The sequence below is a fragment of the Hymenobacter lapidarius genome (assembly GCF_001816145.1).
GTDB classification, from domain to species: domain Bacteria; phylum Bacteroidota; class Bacteroidia; order Cytophagales; family Hymenobacteraceae; genus Hymenobacter; species Hymenobacter lapidarius.
In genome coordinates this window covers 18251-41866 of record NZ_MDZB01000120.1, presented here as the reverse complement: position 1 = coordinate 41866, position 23616 = coordinate 18251, and the positions used below count along the sequence as shown (strand labels likewise).

The window sequence follows — 23616 nt, the reverse complement described above, 5'->3', positions numbered from 1 at the left end:
ATTCCCCTGCTGGCATGAAAAAGCTTTCGAGCGTGCTCCTGGTCGACGACGATTCGACCAACAATTTCTTGAACGAGCTGCTGTTTCAGAGCCTCGGCGTCACGGACCAGCTGCTGGTGGCCGAAAACGGCAATCAGGCCCTGGACCTTATTGAGAACAGCGCCGGCCCCACCGCACCCGCACTCATTCTGCTGGACGTGAACATGCCGGGCATGAACGGCATCCAGTTCCTGGAAGCATACAAGCGCCTGCCCCAGGCCCAGCGCAGCGCCACGGTCGTTATCATGCTCACCACCACCATGGACGCCCGCGACCTGTCCCGCCTCGAAGAGCTCAACATCGCCGGGCTGGTCAGCAAGCCACTGACCAAGGAGAAAATCGAGAACATTATGCAGCTGCACTTTCAACGGTAAAGCAACCGGGCTTTATGCGACGCCAGAAATTTTACTAAGCTAAAATTTCGACCGTTTTCCTAAACCACCTTTGTAGATAACCTAGCCCTTTGGAATGAACGCGGACATTCGATGGATTATCTTTTGCCTCGGCTGGGTGCTGCTGCCCTGCTATGGGAGTGGACAAGCGCGCTCCACCCCAGCGGACCGAGCGGCTGGGGCGATGTTAAAGGCGTTTTACACTGCGTACATCACGGTTGGAGCACAGGCACCCACGCGGGCTAACCTGGCCCAAGCATTGGCCTTGCAAAAAGAGTATTGCACGGCCAGTCTGTTCCGAAAAATTCAGGCACAATACGCCAGCAGGCACCTGGAAACAGACCCGTTTCTGTACGCGCAAGACGTGGACATTGCCTGGGTCAATACCTTGTCCGTCCAGAAAGATGCCAAGGTATTAAACGGGTATAGGGTTTCGTATGGGTCCGCCCCTACTGAAAAGACCACCATTCACGTGACGGTCCTCCAACAAGGCAAGGCGGTTAAAATAGCCTCCATCAAATAAAGGCTCCTTTGGGTAAACTCCTCGCAGATGCCCGGCACTAGGTGCCAGCGGGCCACTGCAGGGCAGTACGAGTTTAAGAAACCCGTCTACGATTCAAAGTTTACGAAATGCTGATTGGGGATGAGTTTCGTGAACTACTACTGAGGGTATGTTTCGCCCATTTGACTGTCTTACTGAGCAACGCAAAGGCAGCAAGGCCAGCAACCTTTGGTTAGCTACACGCGGCAGTACCTTCGCCCTATGCCCTCCCCTCCTACCGAAACCTCGCCTCTGGCGCTGCTGCGCGAGCATTGGGGTCACACAGCGTTCCGGCCGGCCAGGAGGACATCATTAATTCCGTGCTGGCCGGGCACGATACGCTGGCGCTGTTGCCCACCGGCGGTGGCAAAAGCATCTGCTTCCAGGTGCCAGCGCTGGCGCGGCCGGGCATCTGCCTGGTGGTGTCGCCGCTCATTGCCCTGATGAAGGACCAGGTGGACAACCTGCGCCGACGCGGGCTGAAAGCGGAGGCCATCTACGCGGGCATGAGCCACCAGGAAATCGACCACGCGTTGGATAACTGCGTGTACGGCCGTAGCGTGAAGTTCCTGTACGTGTCGCCCGAGCGGCTGCTCACGGAGCTGTTTCAGGTGCGGGTGGCGAAGATGAACGTGGGCCTGCTGGCCGTAGACGAGGCCCACTGCCTCTCGCAGTGGGGCTACGATTTTCGGCCGCCGTATTTGCGGATTGCGGAGCTTCGGGACGCTCTGCCGCCGGGCACGCCGGTCATCGCCCTCACGGCCACGGCCACGGCCCAGGTGCAGGCCGACATTGTGGAGAAGCTGAAGTTTGGTCCGGGTTCGGGCGTGTTTCGGCAGAGCTTTGCCCGGCCCAAGCTCTCGTACTCGGTGCTGCATACTGAGGACAAGCTGCGCCGACTGCTGGAAGTGGTGCGCGGCGTGGGGCCCAACAAAACCGCCATCGTGTACGCCCGCACCCGCCGGCAGACGGAGGACACGGCCGCGTTTCTGCAGCAGCACAAGTTTGCCGCCGCCGCCTACCACGCCGGCTTGCCTCCCGAGAAGCGCACCCAGGTGCAGCAGGATTGGATTGCCAACAAAACCCGCCTCATCGTGGCCACCAACGCCTTCGGCATGGGCATCGACAAGCCCGACGTGCGCCTCGTGGCCCACCTCGACGCGCCCGATACGCTGGAGGCCTACTACCAGGAGGCAGGCCGCGCCGGGCGCGACGGCCAGTACGCCTTTGCCGTGCTGCTAGCCGGTCCCAACGACGCCGACGAGCTGCGCCGCCGCACCAACCAGTCGTTTCCGCCGCTCGATACGGTGCGGCGCGTGTACCAAGCGCTGGCCAACTACTCACGCACGGCGGTGGGCGGCGGCGAACTGGCCGCGTTTGAGTTCGACCTACAGCAGTTTGCCGAGACCTACCGCATCAAAGCCGTAGATGCCCACAACTCGCTGAAGATTTTGCAGCGCGAAGGCTTCGTGCAGCTCAACGAGGCCGTGAACACGCCGGCGCGGGTGCACCTCATTCTGAACCATCAGGATTTGTACGCCTTCCAGGTGGCCAACGCGCAGCACGACCAATTAATAAAGGCGCTGCTGCGGCTGCACGGCGGCGAGCTGTTTGCCGATTTCCAGACCATTTCGGAGAATGCCGTGGCCACGCACCTGCGCCGTAGCGTGGTGGAAGTGCGCCAGCAGCTGCGTTACCTGCACACGGCCGGCATTCTGCACTACCAGCCCCGACAGGCGTCGCCGCAGGCCATGTTCACCACGCCCCGCTTCGATGCGCCCAAGCTGCCCATCGACCAGGTGCGCATGACGGCGGCCCGCGACCTGGCCCGCTCCAAAACCAACGCCGTGGGCCAGTACCTGGGCGGCACGCGCTGCCGGCAGGTGCTGCTGCTCACGTATTTCGACGAAACCGACCCGGCCCGCTGCGGCGTGTGCGATAGCTGCCTGGCCGATAAAAAGGCGGCCCAGGCCACGGCCGCCGTGCCCTCGCTGCGCGAGCCGGTGCTGGCCCAGGTGCGCCAGGCGAGCCAAAGCCCCCGGGAGCTGCTAGCGGCTTTCGAGCCTCGACATGCGGCGGCCGTCACAGCCACCGTGCGCGAGCTGGTGGACCGGGGCGAACTGGCGTACGCGGCGGATGGAAAATTGGTGGTAGTGGTGGCCCCGTAAACCTCACCCCCGGCCCCTCTCCCGCGGAGAGGGGAGCCACGGCGACCCTTTCGGCTGTAATCGTCAGGCTCCCCTCTCCGCGGGAGAGGGGCCGGGGGTGAGGTCAATGGCAGCGCCGCTTACGTGCGTAGCCAAAACGCCGGGCGCAACGCCCTATCCTTGCTGGTAGGCCTGAAAGCCACCTTCCAGGTTGCGCACGTTGGTGAAGCCCTGCTGGGTGAGGTACGCTTTGGCCGAAGTTGCGCGGCTGCCGCCCTTGCAATGCACGATGACTTCTTGGTCCTTCAGCTCGTCGAGGTCGTCGAGCTTCTCGGGCAGGGAGTTGAGGGGGATGTTCTGGGCGCCGGGGATGCGGCCTTCCTCGTGCTCCCAGGTTTCGCGCACGTCGATGATGGTGGGGGTTTCGCTGGCTTGCTGGCGCTGGTGGAGTTCGGCGGGGGTGATGTCGGGCATGAGTGAAAGGGTATGAAATGAGTGAAAATGACGCAGCGAAAGTACAGCCCAACTATACTTGGTTTGGTAACGGGCGGGCAGTTCGTGCCACCGGTCCGGGTTGTTATCTTTGTTTCTTTCCCGGCTTGTTATCATCGTATGAAACACCTTTTTACTTCTTTGTGCCTGGCGCTGGCTTTGCTGCCCGCCGCCCTCAGCGCCCAAACCGTGCCGGCAATGCCCGCCGCCGCCCCCGCCAACCTCGAAGGCGTGGCCCTGCGCGACTGGTACCGTGCCAACTGGTACGACGGCAAACGCGTGGTGTTGGACTACAGCACGGCCCGCGGCCGGATGTACAACTACATCGACAACGTTAACAACACCATCACCTGCGTGTATTCGGGTTATTCCGAGAACGTGCCCTTCAACTCGACCAGCACTAACCCGGGCGTGGTCCGCGACATCAACACCGAGCACACCATTCCGCAGTCGTGGTTCGATGAAGTGGTGCGCATGCGCTCCGACATTCACCACCTCTACCCCACCCGCATTCAGTGGAACTCGGACCGGGGCGCCGACCCGTTTGCCGACATTCCGGACGCCAGCACCCTGGGCTGGCTGCGCAACACCACCCGCCTGACCACCATCCCGACGAGCAACATCGACGAGTACAGCGAGGACACGAACTCGCAGTTTGAGCCCCGCGAAGACCACAAGGGCAACCTGGCCCGCGCGGCGTTCTACTTCTACACCATGCACGCCAACGAGAGTTTCGATGCGGGCAAGGGTGTTATCGGGGCACTGGCCGACCTGCCCACCCTGTACCGCTGGCATCTGGCCGACCCGGTTGATGCCCGCGAGATTGAGCGCAACAACCGCGTAGCCGCCAGCCAGGGCAACTTCAACCCCTACATTGCCCACCCGGCTTCCGTGGCCACGGCCTGGGGCTTCGCCCCGGCCGGCCCTACGTTTAGCTTTGCTGCCACCACCGGCACCATTGCCGAAGGCAACGCCGGCACCAGTGCCTACACCCTCACGCTGACCCTGAGCCCCGCCGCCACCACGGCCACGACTGTGCAAGTGAACGTGGACGCAGCCAACTCCACCGCCACCAACGGCAGCGACTTCAGCTTCGCCGCGCCGGCTACGGTGACGTTCGCGGCCGGCAGCACCAGCCAGACCGTGACCGTGACCGTGAACGGCGACACCCAGCCCGAAGCCGATGAAACCGTAGTCCTGAGCCTGACCAACCCCAGCACCGGCAGCAGCGTGGGCTCGCCGGGCGCGCACATCCTCACCATCACCAACGACGACGGCCCCGCGCCTACCATTGCCTTTGCCGCTGCTGCGGGCAGTATTCCGGAAGGCAACACCGGCACCACCACCTACACCGCCAACGTGACGCTGGCCAACCCCGGCAGCCTCGCCTTTCCCTTCACGGTGCCCGTGACCGTGGACGCCGCCGGCACCACCGCCACCAGCCCCACCGACTACACCTTGAGCACGACCAGCCTCACCTTCGCCAGCGCCACGGCCCTCACCCAGCCCGTGACCGTGACCGTGGCCGGCGATGCCACCTTTGAGCCCAACGAAACCGTGCGTCTGCTACTGGGCACGCCCTCCAATCCCTTCGTTCTCCGGGGCACCCCCAACGCCCACGTGCTCACGATTGTGAACGACGATACACCGCCGCCAGCCGCGCCGTGCACCAAGCCCTACTTCTCGCAGTACGTGGAATCGAACACGGGCAATACCAAGGTGCTGGAAATCTACAACCCCACCACCGCGCCCATGTCGCTGAACGGCAAGCGGGTGGTGCTGTACGCCAACGGGGCCAGCACCACGCCCACGTTCGTTCTGGGCCTGGCGGGCACCGTAGCGCCCGGCGACGTGTACGTCATCGTGAACACGGACGTGACGGATGCCACTGTGGCGGCCGCGGCCGACATTCAGAGCAACGTGGCCTTCTTCAACGGCGATGACGCCATTGCCCTCTTCGACGGCACGGACACGCTGGACGTTATCGGTGTGATTGGCCAGCGCCCCATCTCCTGGACCATCACCAACGGCTCGACGCTGAACAACACCATGGTCCGCCTGCCCGCCACCAACCAGGGCGGCCGCTGGAACGGTCCCTTCGGCAGCAGCACCTGGGCATCGGGCGGCGTGGATAACTTCTCGGGCGTGGGCAGCTACACCAGCACGGCCTGCGGCACGGTTTCGGCTACCCGCACGGCCTCGCTGCAGCGCAACACCCTCGAACTTGCCCCCAACCCCGCTACCGAAACCGTGCAGGTGCGCCTGCCCGGCCTAACGGCCGCCCGCACCGCTACCGTGGAGGTACTGGACATGCTGGGCCGCTCCGTGCGCCAGCGCACGGCTTCGCTCAGCGCCACGGTGGGCGCGCAGGTTGACCTGCACGGCTTGCCCGCAGGCATATACGCCGTGCGCGTAACCGTGGCCGATGCGGAGTACACCGGCCGCCTGGTGGTGCAATAGCACTTGTTTAGCCCCGAATCTGAAAAGTCCCGGCCGTGTGATGCGGTTGGGGCTTTTCGTTTTTTAGCACCCCAGGACTTATGCATCGGTTGACAGGAGGGTAGAAATATGCGGTTTTTGCAGGAGTTGGCATAGGCACGGCGCCCATTGCTGCTGCTGGACTTGGGCAAAAAATATTCCCTCTGCTTACTACTGTGCGTCAAGTTGACTGGTCCCGCGCCGGCGGCCATGCTCTGCACGGCCCCCAGTCTTGGCACTTGCCATCCCCATAAATCGGCTGTAGCGCTTGTCCTGGAGCCCTCATCAACCAGCAAAAAGGCTACAGACGAATCGTAGAGAAGGAACAATAGCGGGCTGATTACTTCTTAACGCGCAGTCCCACTGAGAACCCTGCGCGCAGCCAGAGAAAGACTGATTTTTGGCTGAAGGGAAGAGTGGCGTAACGCGTCGTCTCCCACCGATATGCTGGTCCGGCAAAAGCATCCAAAGTAAGCCGGGAAAAGACTTGCTGGTACCCGAGTAACAGGCCCGCCTCCTGCTCTGTGCGTTTGCCCCGCACAGCACCGGATAGGGGCACGTCACCCAACCCCAGCTTTAGCCGGCCTACGCCCAGAAAAGGGCTCGCGAAAAAGCCGGTTTGGGGCTGCTCAGCAGCGAAATAATACCGGTAGTCAAGATAAAGCTTGGGGCCGGTGTCGGGCTCCTCGTCCTGCGCCCGGAAGTGACGGTAGCTGCCAAATAGCTGTAAGGCGGAGTGCGACGTCAGGCCCACTTCCAGCCCCAGGCCAGCTGATAGGGGAATCCGTTCTTCCACAGAAAGCAGAGGATTAATGCTGGCTTTGACCGTGACCGTCTGGGCAGCAACCCGGCCTACAAAGGTCACCGAAAGTGCAGCCGTCAGGCAGGTAGCAGGTCGTAGAAAGTGCATGCGGCAGGTAGCTAAGCCGAGGAAAGATATGACTACCTAAGTATTTAAGCCAGCACGTCGGCGTACTCGTCCCTGTTGCGGGCCACGAAGCCGGCCATGAAGGTGCAGCTGGTTTTCACTTTTAGCTTTTTTTCCTGGGCAAAGGCCATGGCGGTGCGGGCCAGTTCGTCGGCCACGCCTTTGCCGCGGAGGCCTTCATCAACGAAGGTGTGGGTGAAGTCAATGACCCCATCGGCGGGGTACGAGTAGGCCAGTTCGGCCTCGAAGCCGTCGCGGGTAGTGGTAAACTGCTGGTCGTCGGGGCTGTGCTGAATGGACATAGGGAAAAGACTGGTAGGGCTACGCAATGGGAAAATAGAAGGTAAACGGTAGGCCATACGAGTAGAAATGACCGGCGGCGGCTGGTTTACGTAAAGAACCTCGGAAACGGGCTTGTCCTGTTTGTTCTTACTCTTTCTTCCCTTCTTTCTTCTTTCCCCATGGATACGCAAAACACCCCCAGCCCGCCGGACAACGATTCTCGTCCCGAAGACCAGCAGGAGCGTGCGGCTTCAGCCAATCCCAACCCCAACGACCCGGCGGTGAACGCACACAAACCCACCTATGGCGAATTTGGCGGCGTGAAACCCGCCAACTCCACGGGTACTGAGGACGCCACGGCCCGGCCCGCCGGCCGCGACGGCTCGAACGATAACCCGGACGAGTTCAGCGAGTTCCGCAGCGAAAAGGATGCGAATGACGCCCCCGCCAACCCCGCCGACCAGACCGGCCACGTGGAGCAGAACCAGGACCCCGCCGCCGTGCGCGCCACCCAAGACGAAAACAACGACGAGCAGCGTGCGGCCTGGGCCAAAGACGACCCCCGCTGGGCCGGTGGCGGCACCCACAACACCCGCAACGAATCGGACAGCACCGACACACATAAATAATTAGTTGCTGGTTGTTGGTTGTCAGTTGTTGGGCAATTCTCTCCGTGTACAAGGGCCGTCCCCAACTACCAACCAACAACGAAAAACTAACAACTCAGCACGACTAACGAACCCTCCCATGTCTCCTCAAAACGAAGAACAAAACGACAGTACCAGCCAGGACCCCAACATCGGCGACGGCGCTTCTACCGCCATGCTCAATGCGGCTACCTACGGCCAGGTCCTGGACAACAACAATTCCTCGGGCCAGGAAAAAGCCGACGAGATGGACGACTCCCTGCGGATAGATACGCAGGCGATGAACGCCGCCGGTCCCGAGCCGGCCTCCGACGAAAACCTGCCCCGCGAGCTGACCAACCCCAGCGACCGCGCCTTCACTCTGCCCGAAGAGCAAACCCCGAACCAGGGTTAAGCTTGCCATTTCAGAAAAAACGGCTTCCATCACGCGATGGAAGCCGTTTTTGGTTTCGACCCGCCCGTTACCAGCGCCAGCCCAGCTGGGCCCCGGTGTACCAGCTGCGGCCCGGCGCGGGCTGGAAATACCGCTTCCCGAAGGCGTTCAGGTCGTTGCCCAGGCTGTAGTTGCGGTCGGTGGCGTTGTCGATGCCCGCGTACAAATTGGTTTCGAGGTGGCTCGCCAGCGTGCGCCGCCAACCCCCGCGGGCGCCGAAAACCCAATAGCCGGGCACCCGCTCAGTGTTGGCATCGGTGAGCACTACCCGCGCCTGGTGGCTGAGGTTGGGGCTGAAATAAAAGCCGAGCCGCTCGCTGAAATCCAGGCCGGCGCTGAAGGTGTGGGGCGTGGTGCCCGTGAGGCGGTTGCCGCGCAGGTCCTGCCCGCCGGCGGTGTAGCTACCGAAACGAAAGTTATTGTAGGCGTAGCTGCCCCAGGCGCGCAGGCCGGTTTCTTCCTGTCGGGGCATCTTTTTGGTTGGGTCCCGATAAGTAACCGACATCACCCGGCGCTGCCGCCACAGCCAGCCGCTCACGGCTGCTTCGAGGCCGCGCTGGGTGGTACGACCGGTGTTGCGGAATACTACCACGCCCTGGTCGGTGGTGCTGCTGACCACGGTTTCGCGCAGCCGAAAATCGAAGGCATTCAACTCGTAGCGCAGGCGGTTGGCGAAGGCGCTGCCCCGCACGCCCACTTCGTAGCTCGTGCCGCGCTCGGCCTGCAGCTCGCGGTTGAGGCTGGCGTCGGAAGGGCGGATTTCTTCGATGGTGGGCGGCGAAAAACCGGTACTCAGGTTGGCATAGGCCGAAAGCGTGGGACTGAGTTCCTTGAGCAGCGCGATGCGGGGGGAAACTTCGGGACGGAAACCGCGGCTGAACTGGTAGGCATCGGGCTGGGTGGCTGCGTTGCTCACGCGCGCAATGCGGTAGCGGAGGCGGTTGTAGCTGGCGGCCACGGTGAGCAGGAAATCGGCGGGTAGGCTGTAGTCGGCCTGGGCAAATGCGAAGCCGGTGCTTGTCGTGATTTCGTCGTTGTAGCGCAAAGCACCCACAGAGCCGCGGTTATTTTGGTAGCTGCGCGCATCGGCAAAGCTGCCCTGATACTCGCCGCCGCCCTGCAGCCGCAGCACGCGCCCGGCCAGGCTGGTGCGGTAGCTCAGGGCCGTGCGCCCGCCCAGGCCCAGGGCGGTATTGCGCTCATAATCCACCAGAAAGGGCGTGCGAATGGCCGTACCGCTGCCGTAAAGGGTGGTTTGCAGCTCCAGCTGGTCGGTAAACCGGTATTCGTGCGTGAGGCCGAGCAAACCGTAGCGCGACGCGTAGGAAGCCCGCTGCGCCACGGTGCCGGGCGCGGTAGCCGTGCCCGGCCGCGCCTGCCGCGGGTTGGCCGCAAACTGCGCGCGGGTGAGACCGCCGGGCAGCTGGTAATTTATATCGGTGTAGAGCAAGTGCGCCGCCAGCGTGGTTTTAGGCGAAGCCACGGAGCGCACGTCCAAGGCAAAAACGTCGCGCCGGAGCGCGCTTTGCTCGCGGTAGCCATCCAGCTCCTGGTGGGCGTACTGGGCGCGCACGCTGCTGGTGGCGCTGCCCGTTTCGGCCGTGACGGTGCTGCGCCGTAGCCCGTAGCTGCCCACCGCGACGCCAGCCGCCACGCGGCTGGTGCCCGCCGCCACTTCCGGCGTGCCGAACAGGGCCACGCCGCCCGTACCCGCGCCGTACACGCTGCCGGCCGGCCCCTTCAGCACCTCCAGCCGCCCGATGAGGGCGGGGTCGAGCAGGTTGAGCGGGGTGCTGCCGCTGGCCTCGGTGAAGGGGATACCGTTGTAGTACACCTTCACGTTGCGCACGCCAAAGGGCGAGCGCAGCGTGCTGCCCCGAATACTGAGGCGGTAGCTGGCGGTGGCGCGCTCTTCCAGCCGCACCCCAGGCAGCGTATTCACGGCCTGCGTGAGAGCGGCGGGGTTGAACTGCTCAATAATAAGGGCATCAATCACGCCGATGGCGGCGGCGGTGCGACGCAGCGGCAGTTGCTGGCCGTAGCCCGTCACGGTGGCTTCGGGCAGGGCCACGGCGCGGGTGGTATCGGTGGGCGTTTGGGCGCGGGCGGGCCGCAGCGGCAGCGCCAGCAGCAAAAGCAACAGGTAGCGGAGGGACATGGAACGTGATGGCGTGACGAGGCAGACCAGCGGAGTACGCGAATTGTTGCTACCCGGCAATGATTCCTGTAAATTTTGGCAGTTGTAGAGACGCATCTTTGCGTCTCGTCGTTGAACATCTAGTCCAAGGTTCTTCGTGTGGAGTCGTTCGACGACGAAACGCAAGGATGCGTCTCTACAATCTCAACCCCAGTCAATAATGCGTTTTTACCTACCCCGCCGCCACCGCCGCAAGCTGCTGTTTCCGCCGGGCCTGCTGGCGCTGGCGGGGCTATTGTGGCTGGGGTGCGTGATGGTGGGGCTGTGGAAGGAGCAACTTAAACCGATGTATGTGGTGCAACTAACTGTGCCAACAATTAAACACTCCAATTCACCAGAGTTGGGCTATTACATAATCACGCCTGCCGAAGCTCAAAAGTTGCGTCCTTGGCGAGAAGCCTATTTTTCCGGCAATCCTAAATCTGATTTGCAGACACAGGATTGGATAACGACTGCTATACGTGCAATTAAAGCTGACACTGCTCAAGGTAGTGGAGTCCGAGTGCGATTTGCTCGAGAAGCACGCTACGAACAATTGGTATTTCTCTTAAATCTCATGAACAAAGAAGAGTTTAAAAAGTACTGGATTGATTTTCACCATTTCCCTGTCACTTTTTACGCATTAACTTATGCTTATAACCCACTGACAGACCTGGATGCTTGTTTGTCGGGCGATGACATTAGGTACATTAAGGAGCCTACTCCTCCCCCTTTGCCGTTTCGGGTGCAATTTGACAATTGGGTGACGGATTTTTGGCAGCTGGAATGGCTGCGGTTTCCTCAGTCACTTCGGCAACCGGAATGGCGGGCATCCCTCTGCGTACTTGCCTTGATAACGATGCTCAGCAGCTGGCGCATTATCCGAGCGTGGCGTGCAGCCTAGCCTGCGTTATTTTGATGCTGGTTCCCTTCCACTAACCACCATGCCCGTCCTCCCACCCGACCTGCGCAAGGCCCTTTTCCAACTTCCCCAAAAAGAAAAAGACCAGCTCTTGGCCCGCCTCGTGGCCCAGGATGCCCTGCTCACCGAGCAGCTTGCCTACCGCCTGCTCGAAGGGCCCCAGGCGCTGGAAAACCGCCGCGCCGCGCTACGCGCCCAGGTCGACGACCCCGTGCGCGGCTTTCACCAAACGCCCAACGACCTGCTCGTGATACTGCGGCAGCTGCAGGCGCGGCTGGCCTACCACGCTAAGGTGACCGAGGACCTGTTTGGCGAAACCGAGCTGAGCTGGCGCCTGCTGGCCAACGTGTTCCGGCACCAGCCGGGAATTACGGCCCGGCTGCACGGCCCCACCCAGCCGCTGCTCCAGCACCTCACCAAGCGCACGCTGGAAGCCCTTCGCCAGACCGCCCGCCTCCACGAAGACTACCACCTGGAGCTGGCCCCCACTGCCAACGCCGTACTGACGGCCCTGTGGCAGTCGGGCGCCGCACCGCTGGCCCGCGAAGCTGGGTTGCCGCGGGCCATGGCCGGGTAGCTCCCGCAGGGGCCAGCCTGGTGGCGGGGGCTGGGGGCCGCCAGCGGCAAGCGGGCCACGAAATCTTTTCGCGGGCGAATGCAGTAAAATAGGAACTTCGTTCACCTGTTTGTCTCCCCCGCCATGTCCAGCACGCCCTCCCCCGACGCCCAGCGCCTGCCCCAGCTCTCCGAGTACTCGCTCCGCCAGGCCCTGACCGAGCTGGACGCCAAAATCCAGACCCTGCACAACCGGGCACACACCACGGCCGCCGGCTCCACCAACACCTACGAGGCCCACGCCGAAGCCCTCGAAGCCAAGCGCGCCCTCCTAGCCGAGCAGCTCGTGCAGTACCCCACCCCCGCCGATGGCTCCGAGCCCAGTGTGTGGGACCAAATCCGGCGCGGCATCGACGGACTACGCGAAGACCTGCGGAAAATTTTATAGGCCCCGGCCACCATCGTTGAGCTTATCGCAACCCGCTGAATATTATCTGCGTTTCAACCTTGCAAGCCGGCAGACGAGTGGCCCCGCAATTCTCCTATTTCCGGCTATTCTATTTTCTTCCTTCACTGCTATACTATTATGAAAAAGCTCCTTCTCCTCCTCGTCCTTCCCTTTCTCGCCTCCTCTGCCAGCTTTGCGCAGGACCACGGGCGCAAACCCCGCGTGAAAGCCCACCGGGATTTCGGCTACTCGGCCGAAGCTTCAAAAAAAAGAAACTCGAAAGCCCGCTTCCGCCCGGAAAACAACGTTAAGCCCGTCATCGACATGAACCCCCGGAAGCTGGAAAGATTCAAGACAGCCAAGGCTCCCAAGGATTATAAATTTAGCGACGGCACCGGGTTCAAGCCCGTTAAGTAAGTACTAAAGACCCACGCAAAAGGCCCCGACTTCAACTGAAGTCGGGGCTTTTGCGTGGAATGGCGGGCGGTACTTACGCCACCGGCTCGCGGAAGCCTACCCAGGTGAAGCGCTTGATAACGAACTCCGGATTGGTGAAGCTGGCGTTGCCGGCGGGGTTGCCGCCGGTTACGTGGAAGTCGGAGAATCCCGCGTTCTGGTTCACGTAGATGCCGCCGGTGAGGTTGAAGCTGACGGGCGTGCCGGCCAGGCTCATCTCGTCCATAATCTGCTCTTTGATGGCAGCATCGGTGGTGTAGGCACCGCAGGAAATGGCGCCGTGCTCGCGGGCCAACTGGGCTGCCAAACGGATGCTCTCCTGCGTGTCCTTGGTTTTAATAACCAGCATGATGGGCCCGAACAGCTCCTGGCTGTACTGCTCCACGCGGCTGGCATCAACTTCGAAGATGCTGGGCGAGCAGGTGCGGGCGTTTTTGAAGGTGGGATTGTCCACGGTGCCGTGGGCCAGAATGCTGCGGCCGCCGTCGAAGGCCAGCTGCTTCACCCGCTCGTGCGTGGCCGGGTTCTGAATGGCGCCGAGCACGTGCGGGCCCGCCTTGGGGTTGGTGGCCAGGCCCGTAACGGCGGCCGAGATTTTCTGCACCACTTCTTCGTAGGGCACCTGCACGTCGCCCACTTTCACGCCCGTTTCGGGGATAAAGAAGTTCTGCGGCGCGGTGCACATCTGGCCCGAGTACAGGCTCACGGAGAAGGCCAGGTTCTGGGCCACTTTGTCGAGGTCGTCGCAGCTGTCGATGATGATGCTGTTGACGCCGGTTTTCTCGGTGAACACCGTTTTGCCCTTCAGGCCCTCCACATACTCGCCAAACTGCGAGCCGCCGGTGTAGTCAATCAGCTTCACGGCGGGGTTCTCGGCCAAGTCCTTGGCAATGAGGTGGTCGTCGGCGTCCACGGCCAGCTGGCAGATGCAGGGGTTCAGGCCGTGCTCCTGGAGCACCTTCTGCACTTCGGCAACGACGATGGCGATGGGCAGCACCGCCTTGGGGTGGGGCTTCACGATGGTGGGGTTGCCGGTCACGAGGCTGGCAAACATGCCTGGCACCGTGTTCCAGGTCGGGAACGTGGAGCAGCCAATGACCAGGGCCAGGCCCTTGGGCACGGCGCGCCAGGTCTTGTGCAGGGCGATGCTGTACTTGCCCATGGGCTTCTCCCAGCGGGTGTCTTCGGGGAAACGGGTCTGCTCCTCATAGCCGGCGGCAATGGCCTCTAAGGCGCGGTCGGCGGCGTGGGGGCCGCTGGCCTGAAACGACATCATGTAGGCCTGCCCCGTGGTGTGCATGGTGGCGTAGGCAATTTCAAAGAAGCGGCTTCTCATTCCTTCCAGCGCCTCGGTGAGCAGGGCCGCGCGCAGGGCGGGCTTCAGCTTGCGCCACTCGTCGAAAGCCCCCTGAGCGTTCTGAATCAGGGTTTCGGGAGCATAAAACGGGTATTTTATGTCGAGCGACTGCTGCTCGTAGGGCGACTCTTCCTGGCCGGCCCAGCCGGTGGGCTCGCCCTGCTGCAACTCGGTGAAGTGCTGCCCGCGCATGGCGGCGAATTTTTCGCGGCCGTGGGCGTCGGCGTCGGCCCCGTAGATATCGGGCGAGGGGTTTTCGGGGAAAGCGGCGAAGAACGTGCGCCCGTGCAGGGCTTGCACAGCGGCGTCGAGGGTAGCTTGGTGCTTGTTAATCATCGGGGTGAAACGGGTTGACGAATGACGGTGAGTGCATGGCCGGGGCCGGTGCGCAAGTTACGGCGGGGCAACTGCCCTGCCGCAAAGCCCGCCATTTTAACGGCGGCCACAGGCCAGTAATTCCCGCGGCCCGCCTGCGGAACAGCCCCCCCGGCCAGGCCGCGTTTTTATTTGCTCCATCCCACAGTCCAAATCCCCCACCGTTACGTAAAACCCTATCTTTACTATCCCTTTATATTTTATCCTTCTGCCTGATGCGAAACACGTTACACTTATTCTTTTTTTTATTTACGCTGGTCTTCGTTCGGTTGGCAGCAGCAGCGCCGTCCCCGCCCACCGTGCCGGGCAGGCTGGTGGTGAAACTGCGGGCCGGCCAGCCCGCCTCGGCGCTGGAAATAGCCTTATTGACGCTGGAAGCCCACGACCTGCAGCAGAAGTTCCCGCACACCCTGCCCCCCGACGTGGAGAAGCCCGGCAGTGTGGACCTGCGGGGCATTTACCAATTTCAGGTGCCGGCCACTACCAGCCTGGCGCATGCCCGCGCGGTGCTGCTGGCCACCGGCGTCGTGGAGTACGTGGAGCCGCTCTACATTCGCCAGCCCATGTACCAGCCCAATGACCCGCTGGCCGACTCCACCCTCACCAACCTGGCAGCCAGCCAGTACTACCTCAAGCAAATTCGGGCCTATCGCGCCTGGGATATCACGCGCGGCGACAGCGCCATCGTCATCGGCATTACCGACGGCGGGGTGCGCTTGGGCCACGAAGACCTGCGCCAGCAGATTAAGCACAACTACGCCGACCCCATCAACGGCCGCGACGACGACAACGACGGCTACGTGGACAATTTTACCGGCTGGGACCTGGCTAACAACGACAACGATGCCGGCTACGACATCGACATCATCCACGGGTCGCTGGTGGCTGGCGTGGCCGCCGCCCGCGTCGACAACGGCCGGGGCATTGCCGGGGTGGGCAACCAGTGCCGGTTTCTGCCTCTCAACATTTACCCCAACACCCCCACCGGCACCTTTGCCGGCTACGAGGCCATTGTGTACGCCGCCGACCACAACTGCAAGGTGATAAACATGAGCTGGGGCGCGCCCGGCGGCTATTCGCGCTTCGAGCAGGACGCCATCACCTACGCCGCCGTGAACCGCGACGCCGTGCTGGTGGCCGCCGCCGGCAACACCAACGCCGACCTGCGCTTCTACCCCGCTTCCTACGACCACGTCATTTCCGTTTCGGGCGTGAACAGCACCGACCAGAAAAGCCCCAATGCCACCTTCAGCTACCGCGTCGACCTCACGGCCCCCGGCACGAGCATTCTCACCACCCAGGGCTACCACACGGTGTCGGGCGGCGGCGTGGCCGATGCCGACTACGTAGCCGTGGGCGGCACCTCGTTTGCCGCGCCCATGGTGGCAGCCGCCGCGGGGCTGGTCCGGTGGCAGTTCCCGCGCTACACCGCCGCGCAAGTGGCCGCCCAGCTGCGCCAAACCGCCGATAACATCGACGGGCTGCCCGCCAACGCGGCGTGGGCCGGCCGCCTGGGTGCGGGCCGCCTCAACATGTTGCGGGCCCTCACCCAAACCACCCGCCAGGAGGCCCGCGTGGTCGGCAGCACCTTTGGCCCGGCCCGTCAGGCCTACGCGCCCGGCGAAACCCTGACGCTCAGCGCCAGTGTGCAGAACCTGCTGCAGCCCGTGGCCGGGCTCACGGTAACACTCACCTCGCTCTCGCCGCATATTGCGGTGCAGCAGGGCAGCTTTGTGGTGGGCGACCTACCCACGCTGGCCCAGACGGACAACGCCGCCGCTCCTTTTCGGCTGGTGGTGGCCGCCAGCGGCATTCCGCGGAATACCACGGCCACCTTGCGCTACCGCCTCACGGCCAGCGGCGGCTACCAGCTCGACCAGTTTGTGGAAGTACTGCTGAACCCAGATTACGTGGTGCTGGACGCCAACGACCTGGCCCTGACCCTCACCAGCCGCGGTAACATTGGCTACGACAACCTGAGCGGCAGCATCGGGGCGGGCGTCAGCTACAAGGGCAGCAGTAGCGTGCTCAGCGAAGGCGGCCTGCTGCTGGCCACCACCCCCACCCGCGTATCGGACCGCCTGCGCACCAGCGGCGGGCAGTCGCGGCAGTCGTTTTTCAGCCTGCGCCAGGCCACGCAGCAGCGCCCCGGCCCGCGCGCCGACCAGGAGGCCCGCGTGGCTTTTCAGGACAGCATTCCGGTGGCCGGCAGCCGCATTCGGAGCGTGGGCGTGGCCGTGCGCCAGCGCGCCTACGCTTGGAGCACACCCGGCCGGCGCGACTTCGTGGTGCTGGAATACTCCCTCAAAAACCTCACGGCCGATACCCTGAAGCCGCTTTATTCCGGCTTGTTCATGGATTGGGACCTGCCCACGGCCGACGGGGCGGGCCGCAACGTGGCCGACTGGGACAGCACCCGGGCGCTGGGCTACTGCTACGCGCTGGAGCCGGCCGCCTCGGCCAGCACGCCGGCCCAATACGCCGGGATACGGCTGCTGCGCGGGGGCGAGCCGGCCGTGTACTCCATCAACAATGCGGCACCCGTGGGTTCGCCCGTGCGATTTGCTGATGGCTTCTCCGCGGCTGAGAAATTCCTGACCCTGAGCAGTGGCACCGCCCGCGCCCAGCGTAGCGCCGGCCTCCCCAACGGTGCCGACGTGTCGCAGGTGGTGGGCACCCGCCTCGTCCGGCTGGCACCCGGTGACTCCACCACCGTCGCGTTTGCCGTGCTGGCGGCGTCCAGTCTGCTGCAGCTGCAAGCAGCGGCCGATGCCGCCGCGCAGGCCTACACCACGTTACTGCCCTCCCGGCTGGCCGTGCTGGCGTTGGGTTTTAATGTATATCCCAACCCCACCGCCGGACCGTTGCAGGTGGAGCTACCGCCGCAGTTTGGCCTCCAAGAAATTAGGATTTTCAACACCCTGGGGCAACTGGTGGGGCAGCAAACCGGCGGTGGCAGCACCGTAACCCTGAGCCTGGCGGGCCTGGCGCCGGGGCTCTACACAGTGCGGGCACTGGGCGCCGGCAGCGTGCTCACCCGCGCCGTACTGGTGCGCTGAGGCTCCCTAGCGCAGCTGCCACAGTTCGTCCCACGCCGTGGTGTAGAGCGGTGAGCGGTGCGCCGCCCGCCCGGCCCAGGCCGGCTCCCGGGGTTTGCCATCGGGCTTTTTGGCAACACCGGCAGCGGCCAGGCGCACCATCTGCCGGCCAAATTTCGCGTTCAGGCCATCGAGCGTGACCATGAGCTGCTGGCTGCGCTGTTGGTCGGGGGCGGTGCCGGCAAACAGGCCCAGCTGCGCCTGCCCGGCCGTTTCGAGGCCGCTGAACAGCACCCCCGCGCGTTGGTAGGCCACGCCGGGGCGGCGCAAGCGGTGCAGCCCCCGCAGGGCGGCCTGGGTGAGCACGCTCACGTCGTAGCTGGCCTGCGGCAAGCTGACCACCACCGTGTGCGTGGCGGGCTCGGAGCCAGCCGCAAACTTATCGGTGCCCAGAATCACGGTGACCAGGTGCGCGGCCAGGCCGTTTTTGCGCAGCTTCTCAGCGGCTTTGGCCGCGAAGGTGGCCACGGCTTCGCTCAGCACGGCGGCATCGTGTTGCGGCCGGCCAAAGGAGCGGGTGCAGGTCACGCTGTGGCGGCCGGAGGCGGCGGGGTACAGGTGGTCGTCTTCGTCCCACTGGGCGGGGTTCCACTCCAGGCAGGGCTGGCCGTGCAGCTCGCGCCACAGCCGCTGCCCCACCACGCCGCCCAAGTGCCGGCGCATCCAATGTTCCGGCATGGCGGCCAGAGCTGCCCCGGTACGGATGTCCAAATCGTACAACTTTTTGGCATAGCGCCGCCCCACGCCCCAAATGTCTTCGACCGGCGTGTGGGCCAGCGCCTGCTGCCAGTGGTCCGGGTGCTCGAACAGCATCACGCCGTTGGCACCAAGCCTACGGGCCAGCTTATTGGCTAGTTTTGCTAACGTTTTGGTGGGGGCGATGCCAACGCAGGCAGGAACGCCTGTGTGCTGCTTCACGGTATCGCGCACCCGCACCCCGTAGGCATGCAGGTCTTTTTCAATAAGCCCCATCCCGCGAAAGTCTAAGAATGCCTCATCGATTGAATACACCTCCACCCCCACCGCAAAGCGGCTCAGCACCTGCACCACGCGCCGGCTCATGTCGCCATACAGGCCATAATTCGACGAAAAAACCCGCACTTGGTGCTGTTCCAGCAGCGGCCTCACCAGGTGGTAGGGCTCGCCCATTTTCAGCCCCAGCGCCTTGGCTTCGTCGGAACGGGCAATGAGGCAACCGTCGTTATTCGAGAGCACCACTACGGGCTTGCCCTCCAGCTGGGGCGCAAAAACCCGCTCGCAGGACACGTAAAAGTTATTGCAATCGACCAGCGCGTACATCAGTTGGGAATAAATAAAATGGTGGTGTTTAGAGTTGAGCTTTACCCGCTACTTAGCCCGTGGGCTGGCCGCTGCCCAGGGCGTGAATGACGTGCGTGACCACGCCCCAGACCACCAAGCCCGCGCTGTGGTCCACGGCCAGGGGCGGGTACCGCGGATTCTCCGCAACCAGCCAGGCGTGGCCGGCCCGCATCTGCAGGCGTTTGATGGTGTGCTCGCCTTCTACCACGGCCACCACAATGCTGCCGTGGGCGGCGCGCAGGGCCCGGTCGACGGCCACCAAATCGCCGGGGTGAATGCCCGCCCCAATCATGGAATCGCCGCTCACCCGGGCCAGAAAGGTGGAAGCCGGATGACGAAACAGGTGCCGCGTGAGGTCAAGCGGCGCGTCGAGGTGGTCGTCGCCGGGGAGGGAAACCCGGCCGGAATGGCGCAGCCGAACAGGGGCAGCTCGGGCGTGAAGACGTGGGAGGAGGCAATGAAATCGTGCAGCGAAGCAACCATAGGCAGGCTCAACCGTCGGTGTGGTGCGGTTGAGGCTGCTATTTACTAATTAATTTAGTAAATAGTTATCCCTGCTGTCGCAATCCGTGCGCTCCCGGTCTGCGTATATAAAATAAGGTCGCAGTATAATTATGCTCTAGCAATGCAATTGACTTCTTTCTCCTTAAATAAGCCTAAAAAAGGCATTTCCAACCTTTTTAGTTTATTAAATAGTTTGTATCTTTGATTATGTCTAAAGTAAAGCTCCCTACGCCGCTGCCTATGCAGCAATTCGCCCGTTGTGTGAATGATGCGCAACGCCCTTCCGACTACATTGGTGACTGGCCCCAGGCCGGCCGTGTGTACGCCGTGCGCGTACTGCCGCACGTTCGCACGGGTCAGCCCCAGGTTCATGTCCTCGGCTTTTATGCTGAGCGCCCCTACGGGGCTTTTTCCGCCCATCGCTTCGAGCAAGTTGCAGACGTGTGGCTCAACTAAGCCCTGTTACTCCCCATCGGCTCGATGGCTCCTACCCATTTTGGCCCCGTTGGCGTTGCAGCCAGCGGGGCGGTTTGTTTTTAGGGCATTCGCGCCGTATCCGGCAGGTACCTCCGAGGCGCGTTACGTTGTCGGGGTTCACAATCATCTGACCAATAACCAACAACAAGCAACTGACAATCCGTTTACCTTTGAACGACCACCTATTTGCCGTACTGGTAAAGAATGCCGTACTCGGCGGGGGTCCAGAGGCAGGCTTTCTGGCCGGAGGCCTTAAGGGCGTTGTTGGTCCAGGTGTTGCAGGTATACAGGAAGCTGTACACGCCGTGGGCTTCGTAGAACGCGTCGTCCTGGCCGTAGCTGTGGCCTTTGATGTGCTGGGCGCGGCCGGCGGCATCGTAGCGGAAGCTCTTCTGAATGTAGGTAATGAGCCGGGCGTACTCGTCGTGGCTGAGGTAGAGCGGCACGGTATCGGGGCCGGGCGCGAGGCTGGGCAGGTAGGTGGCGTGCATGGCCGAGGAACCCAGCCAGAACGCCGCCACAAAGGCCGTGCTGAACTTGAGTTCGGCCCAGGTGGGCGTGTCGAGATAGAAGCCCTTGTCGCCCCAGCCAAAGGCCAGGTAGGGCAGGCTGGTGTCGCCAGAGGGGATGTTGCTGTAGGGCAGTAGCTGGCTCCAGTCCATTTGTGGGCTCTTCACGGGCACCACGATGTCGGTGTGCACGCCGTTGCTGTGGAGGTACACCAGCACATCGCGCGCGGCCTGGGGCTGGGCTTTGGGCACGGTAATGCGCGAAAGCACGAAGGCGGTGCCTACATACAGAGCCGCCACGCCAAGCAGCGCGCCCACCGCGTAGCCTATTGGCTTTACTATTTTCCGAAGGGTAATCGACATGAATTAAATTAGGTTTCTGGCCGTGCCGAAGCAGAGGGCGCTTGCGCAGGCTGGCAATTTACCGCTACCGGCTGCTTGCGCCGGCACAAGCCGCCATGCGCCCCTTACGGATGAAATTGCTGCAGTGGCTGAAATTTGCTTGGGCCTGGCCTGGTCTTGGGTTGCTACCGGGGCAGCAAGTCGCAGTACCAGAAGCCGGTATCGAACGGGCTGGGCTCGTCGGGCTCGGCGCAGTCGTAGCCGGAGTCGTCGGTTTTGGGGGCGGGCGTGTACTTGCGGTATACCACTTCGCCTTTTTCAAAGGGAATGGGCTGGGTGAAAATGGGCCCGTCGAAGACGAAGGTGTGGAACTCCCCGTTCTCGCCGCAGGGGTCCACGTTGGCAGGCAGGTCGCGCAGGAATTCTTCGTCAATCACGCGTCCCACGAAGCTGTGGTCCAGGTATTTTTCGTTGACACAGGTGGTTATGGTTTTGAAGCCCAGGTCCAGAAACTCGCGGATGAGCGCCGTGGTAGGCACGCCCCACAGCGGGAACACGGCCCGCAGGCTGAGCCGGGCCAGCTGCTCTTCGCGGTAGCGGCGCAGGTCTGCCAGGAAAATATCGCCGAAGATGGAAACCGTAGCGCCTTGGCGCTGCAAGTTCCGCAGCGCGGTGGTCATTTGCTGCTCGTAGGCCTCCATGGTAGGCATTTCGGGCAGTACCAGCTTGTGGCAGGGCAGCCCAACGCTGGCCACCTGCTGGTCGAGCAGCGCCTCGCGCACGCCGTGCATGGAAATGCGCTGGTACGGCTCGCTGATGCTGGTGAGCAGGGTCAATACCTCGTATTGGCCCGCCTGCCGCACCTTATAAAGTGCCAGCGCCGAATCCTTGCCTCCGCTCCAATTGAAAATTGCCTGCTGCTTCATGTCTGGGCAAAGAAACTGCATAAGTAGTGAGCCAATAGTTTTTAGCCAGTAGCTGTTGGCTTTCTTGCTCACATTCAGGTTGTTGCATTAGCATCATTGTGTAATTAATTGCAGTCGGATATTTAGCGTAGATTCTGCGGGTCGGCGCGTGCGTCGGGCTGCGGGCGGTGGCCAACTTCCCGAAATCAACCCTCGTAGCTTAGCGCACCCATCAATCCCTACCCACCTTATGTCTTCTGCCGAACAGCAGGCCCACGCTGAACTGCAAGCCTGGCAGCAGCAAATGCAGCGGCCGCCCTCGTTCATGAACCGCTTCACCCGGCGGGTGCAGGTGCGGCTCAATGCCCTGCTGCCCGAACGGGTGCACGTGGCCATCACGGCGGCCATCAAGCAGATGGTGCGGGGCGTCTTGTTTGGTTCCCAGCACACCACCCGGCAGCCGGTACTGGCCAGCCCGTTGGCGGCGCGGGAGTTTGCCGTGCGCAGTGCGGTGCGCAACTACCGCACCATGGCCACCACCGAGGGCGCCATCACGGGTGCCGGCGGCTTCCTGCTGGGCCTCGCCGATTTTCCCCTGTTGCTTAGCCTCAAGCTCAAGCTGCTCTTCGACGTGGCGGCGCTTTACGGCTACGACGTGAAGGACTACACCGAACGGCTCTACCTGCTGCACATCTTCCAGCTGGCCTTCAGCAGCCAGCACACCCGCAACGACACCTATCGCCGCCTCGCTGCCTGGGACACCTACCGCCACACCCTGCCCACGGACGTGCACGAGTTCGACTGGCGCACGTTCCAGCAGGAATACCGCGACTACATCGACCTGGCCAAAATGGCCCAGCTCGTACCCGTCATCGGGGCCGCCGTGGGCGCCGTGGCCAACTACCGCCTCATCGACCAGCTCGGCACCACGGCCATGAACTGCTACCGCATGCGGCATTTCGCGGCGGAAGAAACGCGGCAGCTACCCGAATAGACCTCGGCTGGCCTATCAAGGAGAACGCAGCTCTTTCGGAGTTGCACCCCGCAAGCCACCCCTCCCGGGGGCTTGCAGCCCCCGCCCCGTCGCCCATAGAAAGCGTATCCCTTCACTTACTTTCGAATCCACATTCCGCGAACACAGCTGAGTTAACACCCGCATGGGCCTGAAAAACCGCATTTTCCCCGGCCATACCTATTTCCTCACCATGACGGTAGTTGACTGGGTTGATGTATTCACTCGCCCCGCCTACCGCCACATCATCATCGACGCCCTCCGCTACTGCCAGCAGCACAAGAGCCTGGAGCTATATGCGTGGTGCCTGATGAGCAACCACCTGCACCTGATTGCCGCTACTCCGCCGGAAAAGAACCTGTCGGATATTCTGCGCGATTTCAAGCGCTTCACCAGCAAAGCCATTACCACCGCCATCGAGCGCGACCCCGAAAGCCGGCGGCAGTGGCCGCTGCACCGCTTCGCCTACAACGCCCGCATCAACCCCAAAAGCGAGATTTACAAGTTTTGGCAGGACGGCAACGAAGCCAAGGAGCTAATCACCTTAGATTTCACCCTGCAACAGCTGCATTACCTGCACCAAAATCCCGTGCGTGCCGAACTGGTGGCCGAACCCGAGCACTACCTCTACAGCTCCGCGTCTAACTATGCCGAGCAGGGCGGCCTGCTGGACGTTCTGTTGCTGGGCTGATATGGGACGGCTCTTTCGCTCTTTCGGAGTTCCACTCCGAAAGCCGCCCGTTACGGAGTTCTACTCCGCCCGCATAGCGTAATTAAAGAG

General features: G+C 62.7%; 23 protein-coding genes. 14 read left to right on the top strand and 9 right to left on the bottom strand.

Annotated elements, in window-relative coordinates; all coding sequences use genetic code 11:
* Positions 1-14: 14 nt before the first annotated feature.
* From BEN47_RS13255 to BEN47_RS13245, 3 genes are all read left to right on the top strand, one after another.
* A complete protein-coding gene (locus BEN47_RS13255; protein WP_070728880.1) occupies positions 15-413 on the top strand; it encodes a response regulator in 399 nt (132 codons plus the stop codon).
* Between the two features lie 94 nt (positions 414-507).
* Positions 508-954, top strand: a complete 447-nt coding sequence (locus tag BEN47_RS13250) for a DUF3828 domain-containing protein (RefSeq protein ID WP_070728879.1) — start codon at positions 508-510, stop codon at positions 952-954.
* 290 nt (positions 955-1244) lie between these two features.
* On the top strand, positions 1245-3140 hold the full coding sequence (locus BEN47_RS13245; RefSeq protein ID WP_070728878.1) for a RecQ family ATP-dependent DNA helicase: 1896 nt from the start codon (positions 1245-1247) through the stop codon (positions 3138-3140).
* Positions 3141-3293: 153 nt separating this feature from the next.
* Here the strand turns inward: BEN47_RS13245 and BEN47_RS13240 are convergent, their stop codons facing one another.
* Positions 3294-3593 (bottom strand): rhodanese-like domain-containing protein, encoded by a 300-nt coding sequence (locus tag BEN47_RS13240; RefSeq protein ID WP_070728877.1) that lies wholly within the window; start codon positions 3591-3593, stop codon positions 3294-3296.
* A gap of 138 nt (positions 3594-3731) precedes the next feature.
* On the opposite strand from BEN47_RS13240, the gene BEN47_RS13235 reads away from it, so the two are divergent.
* A complete protein-coding gene (locus BEN47_RS13235; RefSeq protein WP_070728876.1) occupies positions 3732-6071 on the top strand; it encodes an endonuclease in 2340 nt (779 codons plus the stop codon).
* Positions 6072-6429: 358 nt separating this feature from the next.
* Here the strand turns inward: BEN47_RS13235 and BEN47_RS13230 are convergent, their stop codons facing one another.
* The gene (locus BEN47_RS13230) at positions 6430-6999 is read right to left on the bottom strand and encodes a DUF3575 domain-containing protein (protein WP_070728875.1); all 570 of its coding nucleotides are present in this window, start codon (positions 6997-6999) and stop codon (positions 6430-6432) included.
* 44 nt (positions 7000-7043) lie between these two features.
* Positions 7044-7319, bottom strand: a complete 276-nt coding sequence (locus tag BEN47_RS13225) for a GNAT family N-acetyltransferase (RefSeq protein ID WP_070728874.1) — start codon at positions 7317-7319, stop codon at positions 7044-7046.
* Positions 7320-7478: 159 nt separating this feature from the next.
* Here BEN47_RS13225 and BEN47_RS13220 point away from each other — a divergent pair, with 159 nt between their 5' ends.
* Together BEN47_RS13220 and BEN47_RS13215 are read left to right on the top strand one after the other, a co-directional pair.
* Positions 7479-7928 carry a hypothetical protein gene (locus BEN47_RS13220; protein WP_070728873.1) on the top strand — a complete coding sequence of 150 codons (450 nt, stop codon included), beginning with the start codon at positions 7479-7481 and terminating at the stop codon, positions 7926-7928.
* A 118-nt stretch (positions 7929-8046) separates the two neighbouring features.
* Positions 8047-8340, top strand: a complete 294-nt coding sequence (locus BEN47_RS13215) for a hypothetical protein (RefSeq protein ID WP_070728872.1) — start codon at positions 8047-8049, stop codon at positions 8338-8340.
* A gap of 67 nt (positions 8341-8407) precedes the next feature.
* Here the strand turns inward: BEN47_RS13215 and BEN47_RS13210 are convergent, their stop codons facing one another.
* Entirely contained in the window at positions 8408-10537 is a 2130-nt protein-coding gene (locus tag BEN47_RS13210; protein WP_070728871.1) for a TonB-dependent receptor family protein, read from the bottom strand.
* A 199-nt stretch (positions 10538-10736) separates the two neighbouring features.
* Here BEN47_RS13210 and BEN47_RS21025 point away from each other — a divergent pair, with 199 nt between their 5' ends.
* The 4 genes from BEN47_RS21025 to BEN47_RS13195 all read left to right on the top strand — a co-directional run bounded on the left by BEN47_RS21025 (position 10737) and on the right by BEN47_RS13195 (position 12897).
* The gene (locus BEN47_RS21025; RefSeq protein WP_125921668.1) at positions 10737-11459 is read left to right on the top strand and encodes a hypothetical protein; all 723 of its coding nucleotides are present in this window, start codon (positions 10737-10739) and stop codon (positions 11457-11459) included.
* Positions 11460-11499: 40 nt separating this feature from the next.
* Positions 11500-12054, top strand: coding sequence for a hypothetical protein (locus BEN47_RS13205; RefSeq protein ID WP_070728870.1), 555 nt, complete (start codon positions 11500-11502; stop codon positions 12052-12054).
* 123 nt (positions 12055-12177) lie between these two features.
* Positions 12178-12480 carry a hypothetical protein gene (locus BEN47_RS13200; RefSeq protein ID WP_070728869.1) on the top strand — a complete coding sequence of 101 codons (303 nt, stop codon included), beginning with the start codon at positions 12178-12180 and terminating at the stop codon, positions 12478-12480.
* A gap of 138 nt (positions 12481-12618) precedes the next feature.
* A complete protein-coding gene (locus tag BEN47_RS13195) occupies positions 12619-12897 on the top strand; it encodes a hypothetical protein (RefSeq protein WP_070728868.1) in 279 nt (92 codons plus the stop codon).
* A gap of 73 nt (positions 12898-12970) precedes the next feature.
* Here BEN47_RS13195 and paaN read toward each other — a convergent pair whose 3' ends face one another.
* A complete protein-coding gene (gene paaN / locus BEN47_RS13190) occupies positions 12971-14629 on the bottom strand; it encodes a phenylacetic acid degradation protein PaaN (RefSeq protein ID WP_070728867.1) in 1659 nt (552 codons plus the stop codon).
* 254 nt (positions 14630-14883) lie between these two features.
* Here paaN and BEN47_RS13185 point away from each other — a divergent pair, with 254 nt between their 5' ends.
* Positions 14884-17727, top strand: a complete 2844-nt coding sequence (locus BEN47_RS13185) for a S8 family serine peptidase (protein WP_158011011.1) — start codon at positions 14884-14886, stop codon at positions 17725-17727.
* Positions 17728-17733: 6 nt separating this feature from the next.
* Here the strand turns inward: BEN47_RS13185 and BEN47_RS13180 are convergent, their stop codons facing one another.
* Positions 17734-19065 (bottom strand): Y-family DNA polymerase, encoded by a 1332-nt coding sequence (locus BEN47_RS13180; RefSeq protein ID WP_070728865.1) that lies wholly within the window; start codon positions 19063-19065, stop codon positions 17734-17736.
* A 52-nt stretch (positions 19066-19117) separates the two neighbouring features.
* Positions 19118-19429 (bottom strand): LexA family protein, encoded by a 312-nt coding sequence (locus BEN47_RS13175; RefSeq protein ID WP_239691609.1) that lies wholly within the window; start codon positions 19427-19429, stop codon positions 19118-19120.
* A gap of 401 nt (positions 19430-19830) precedes the next feature.
* Between BEN47_RS13175 and BEN47_RS21020 the strand changes: the two genes are divergently transcribed.
* Positions 19831-20046 (top strand): hypothetical protein, encoded by a 216-nt coding sequence (locus tag BEN47_RS21020; protein WP_125921666.1) that lies wholly within the window; start codon positions 19831-19833, stop codon positions 20044-20046.
* Between the two features lie 203 nt (positions 20047-20249).
* Here the strand turns inward: BEN47_RS21020 and BEN47_RS13165 are convergent, their stop codons facing one another.
* Both BEN47_RS13165 and BEN47_RS13160 read right to left on the bottom strand, forming a co-directional pair.
* Positions 20250-20939 carry a TIGR02117 family protein gene (locus tag BEN47_RS13165; protein ID WP_070728863.1) on the bottom strand — a complete coding sequence of 230 codons (690 nt, stop codon included), beginning with the start codon at positions 20937-20939 and terminating at the stop codon, positions 20250-20252.
* A gap of 164 nt (positions 20940-21103) precedes the next feature.
* Positions 21104-21844, bottom strand: coding sequence for a Dph6-related ATP pyrophosphatase (locus BEN47_RS13160; RefSeq protein ID WP_070728862.1), 741 nt, complete (start codon positions 21842-21844; stop codon positions 21104-21106).
* 229 nt (positions 21845-22073) lie between these two features.
* Here BEN47_RS13160 and BEN47_RS13155 point away from each other — a divergent pair, with 229 nt between their 5' ends.
* Both BEN47_RS13155 and BEN47_RS13150 read left to right on the top strand, forming a co-directional pair.
* Positions 22074-22817: an EcsC family protein gene (locus BEN47_RS13155; protein ID WP_070728861.1), complete on the top strand. Its 744-nt coding sequence runs from the start codon at positions 22074-22076 to the stop codon at positions 22815-22817.
* 163 nt (positions 22818-22980) lie between these two features.
* Positions 22981-23526, top strand: a complete 546-nt coding sequence (locus tag BEN47_RS13150) for an REP-associated tyrosine transposase (protein WP_070728860.1) — start codon at positions 22981-22983, stop codon at positions 23524-23526.
* Positions 23527-23616 lie beyond the last annotated feature (90 nt).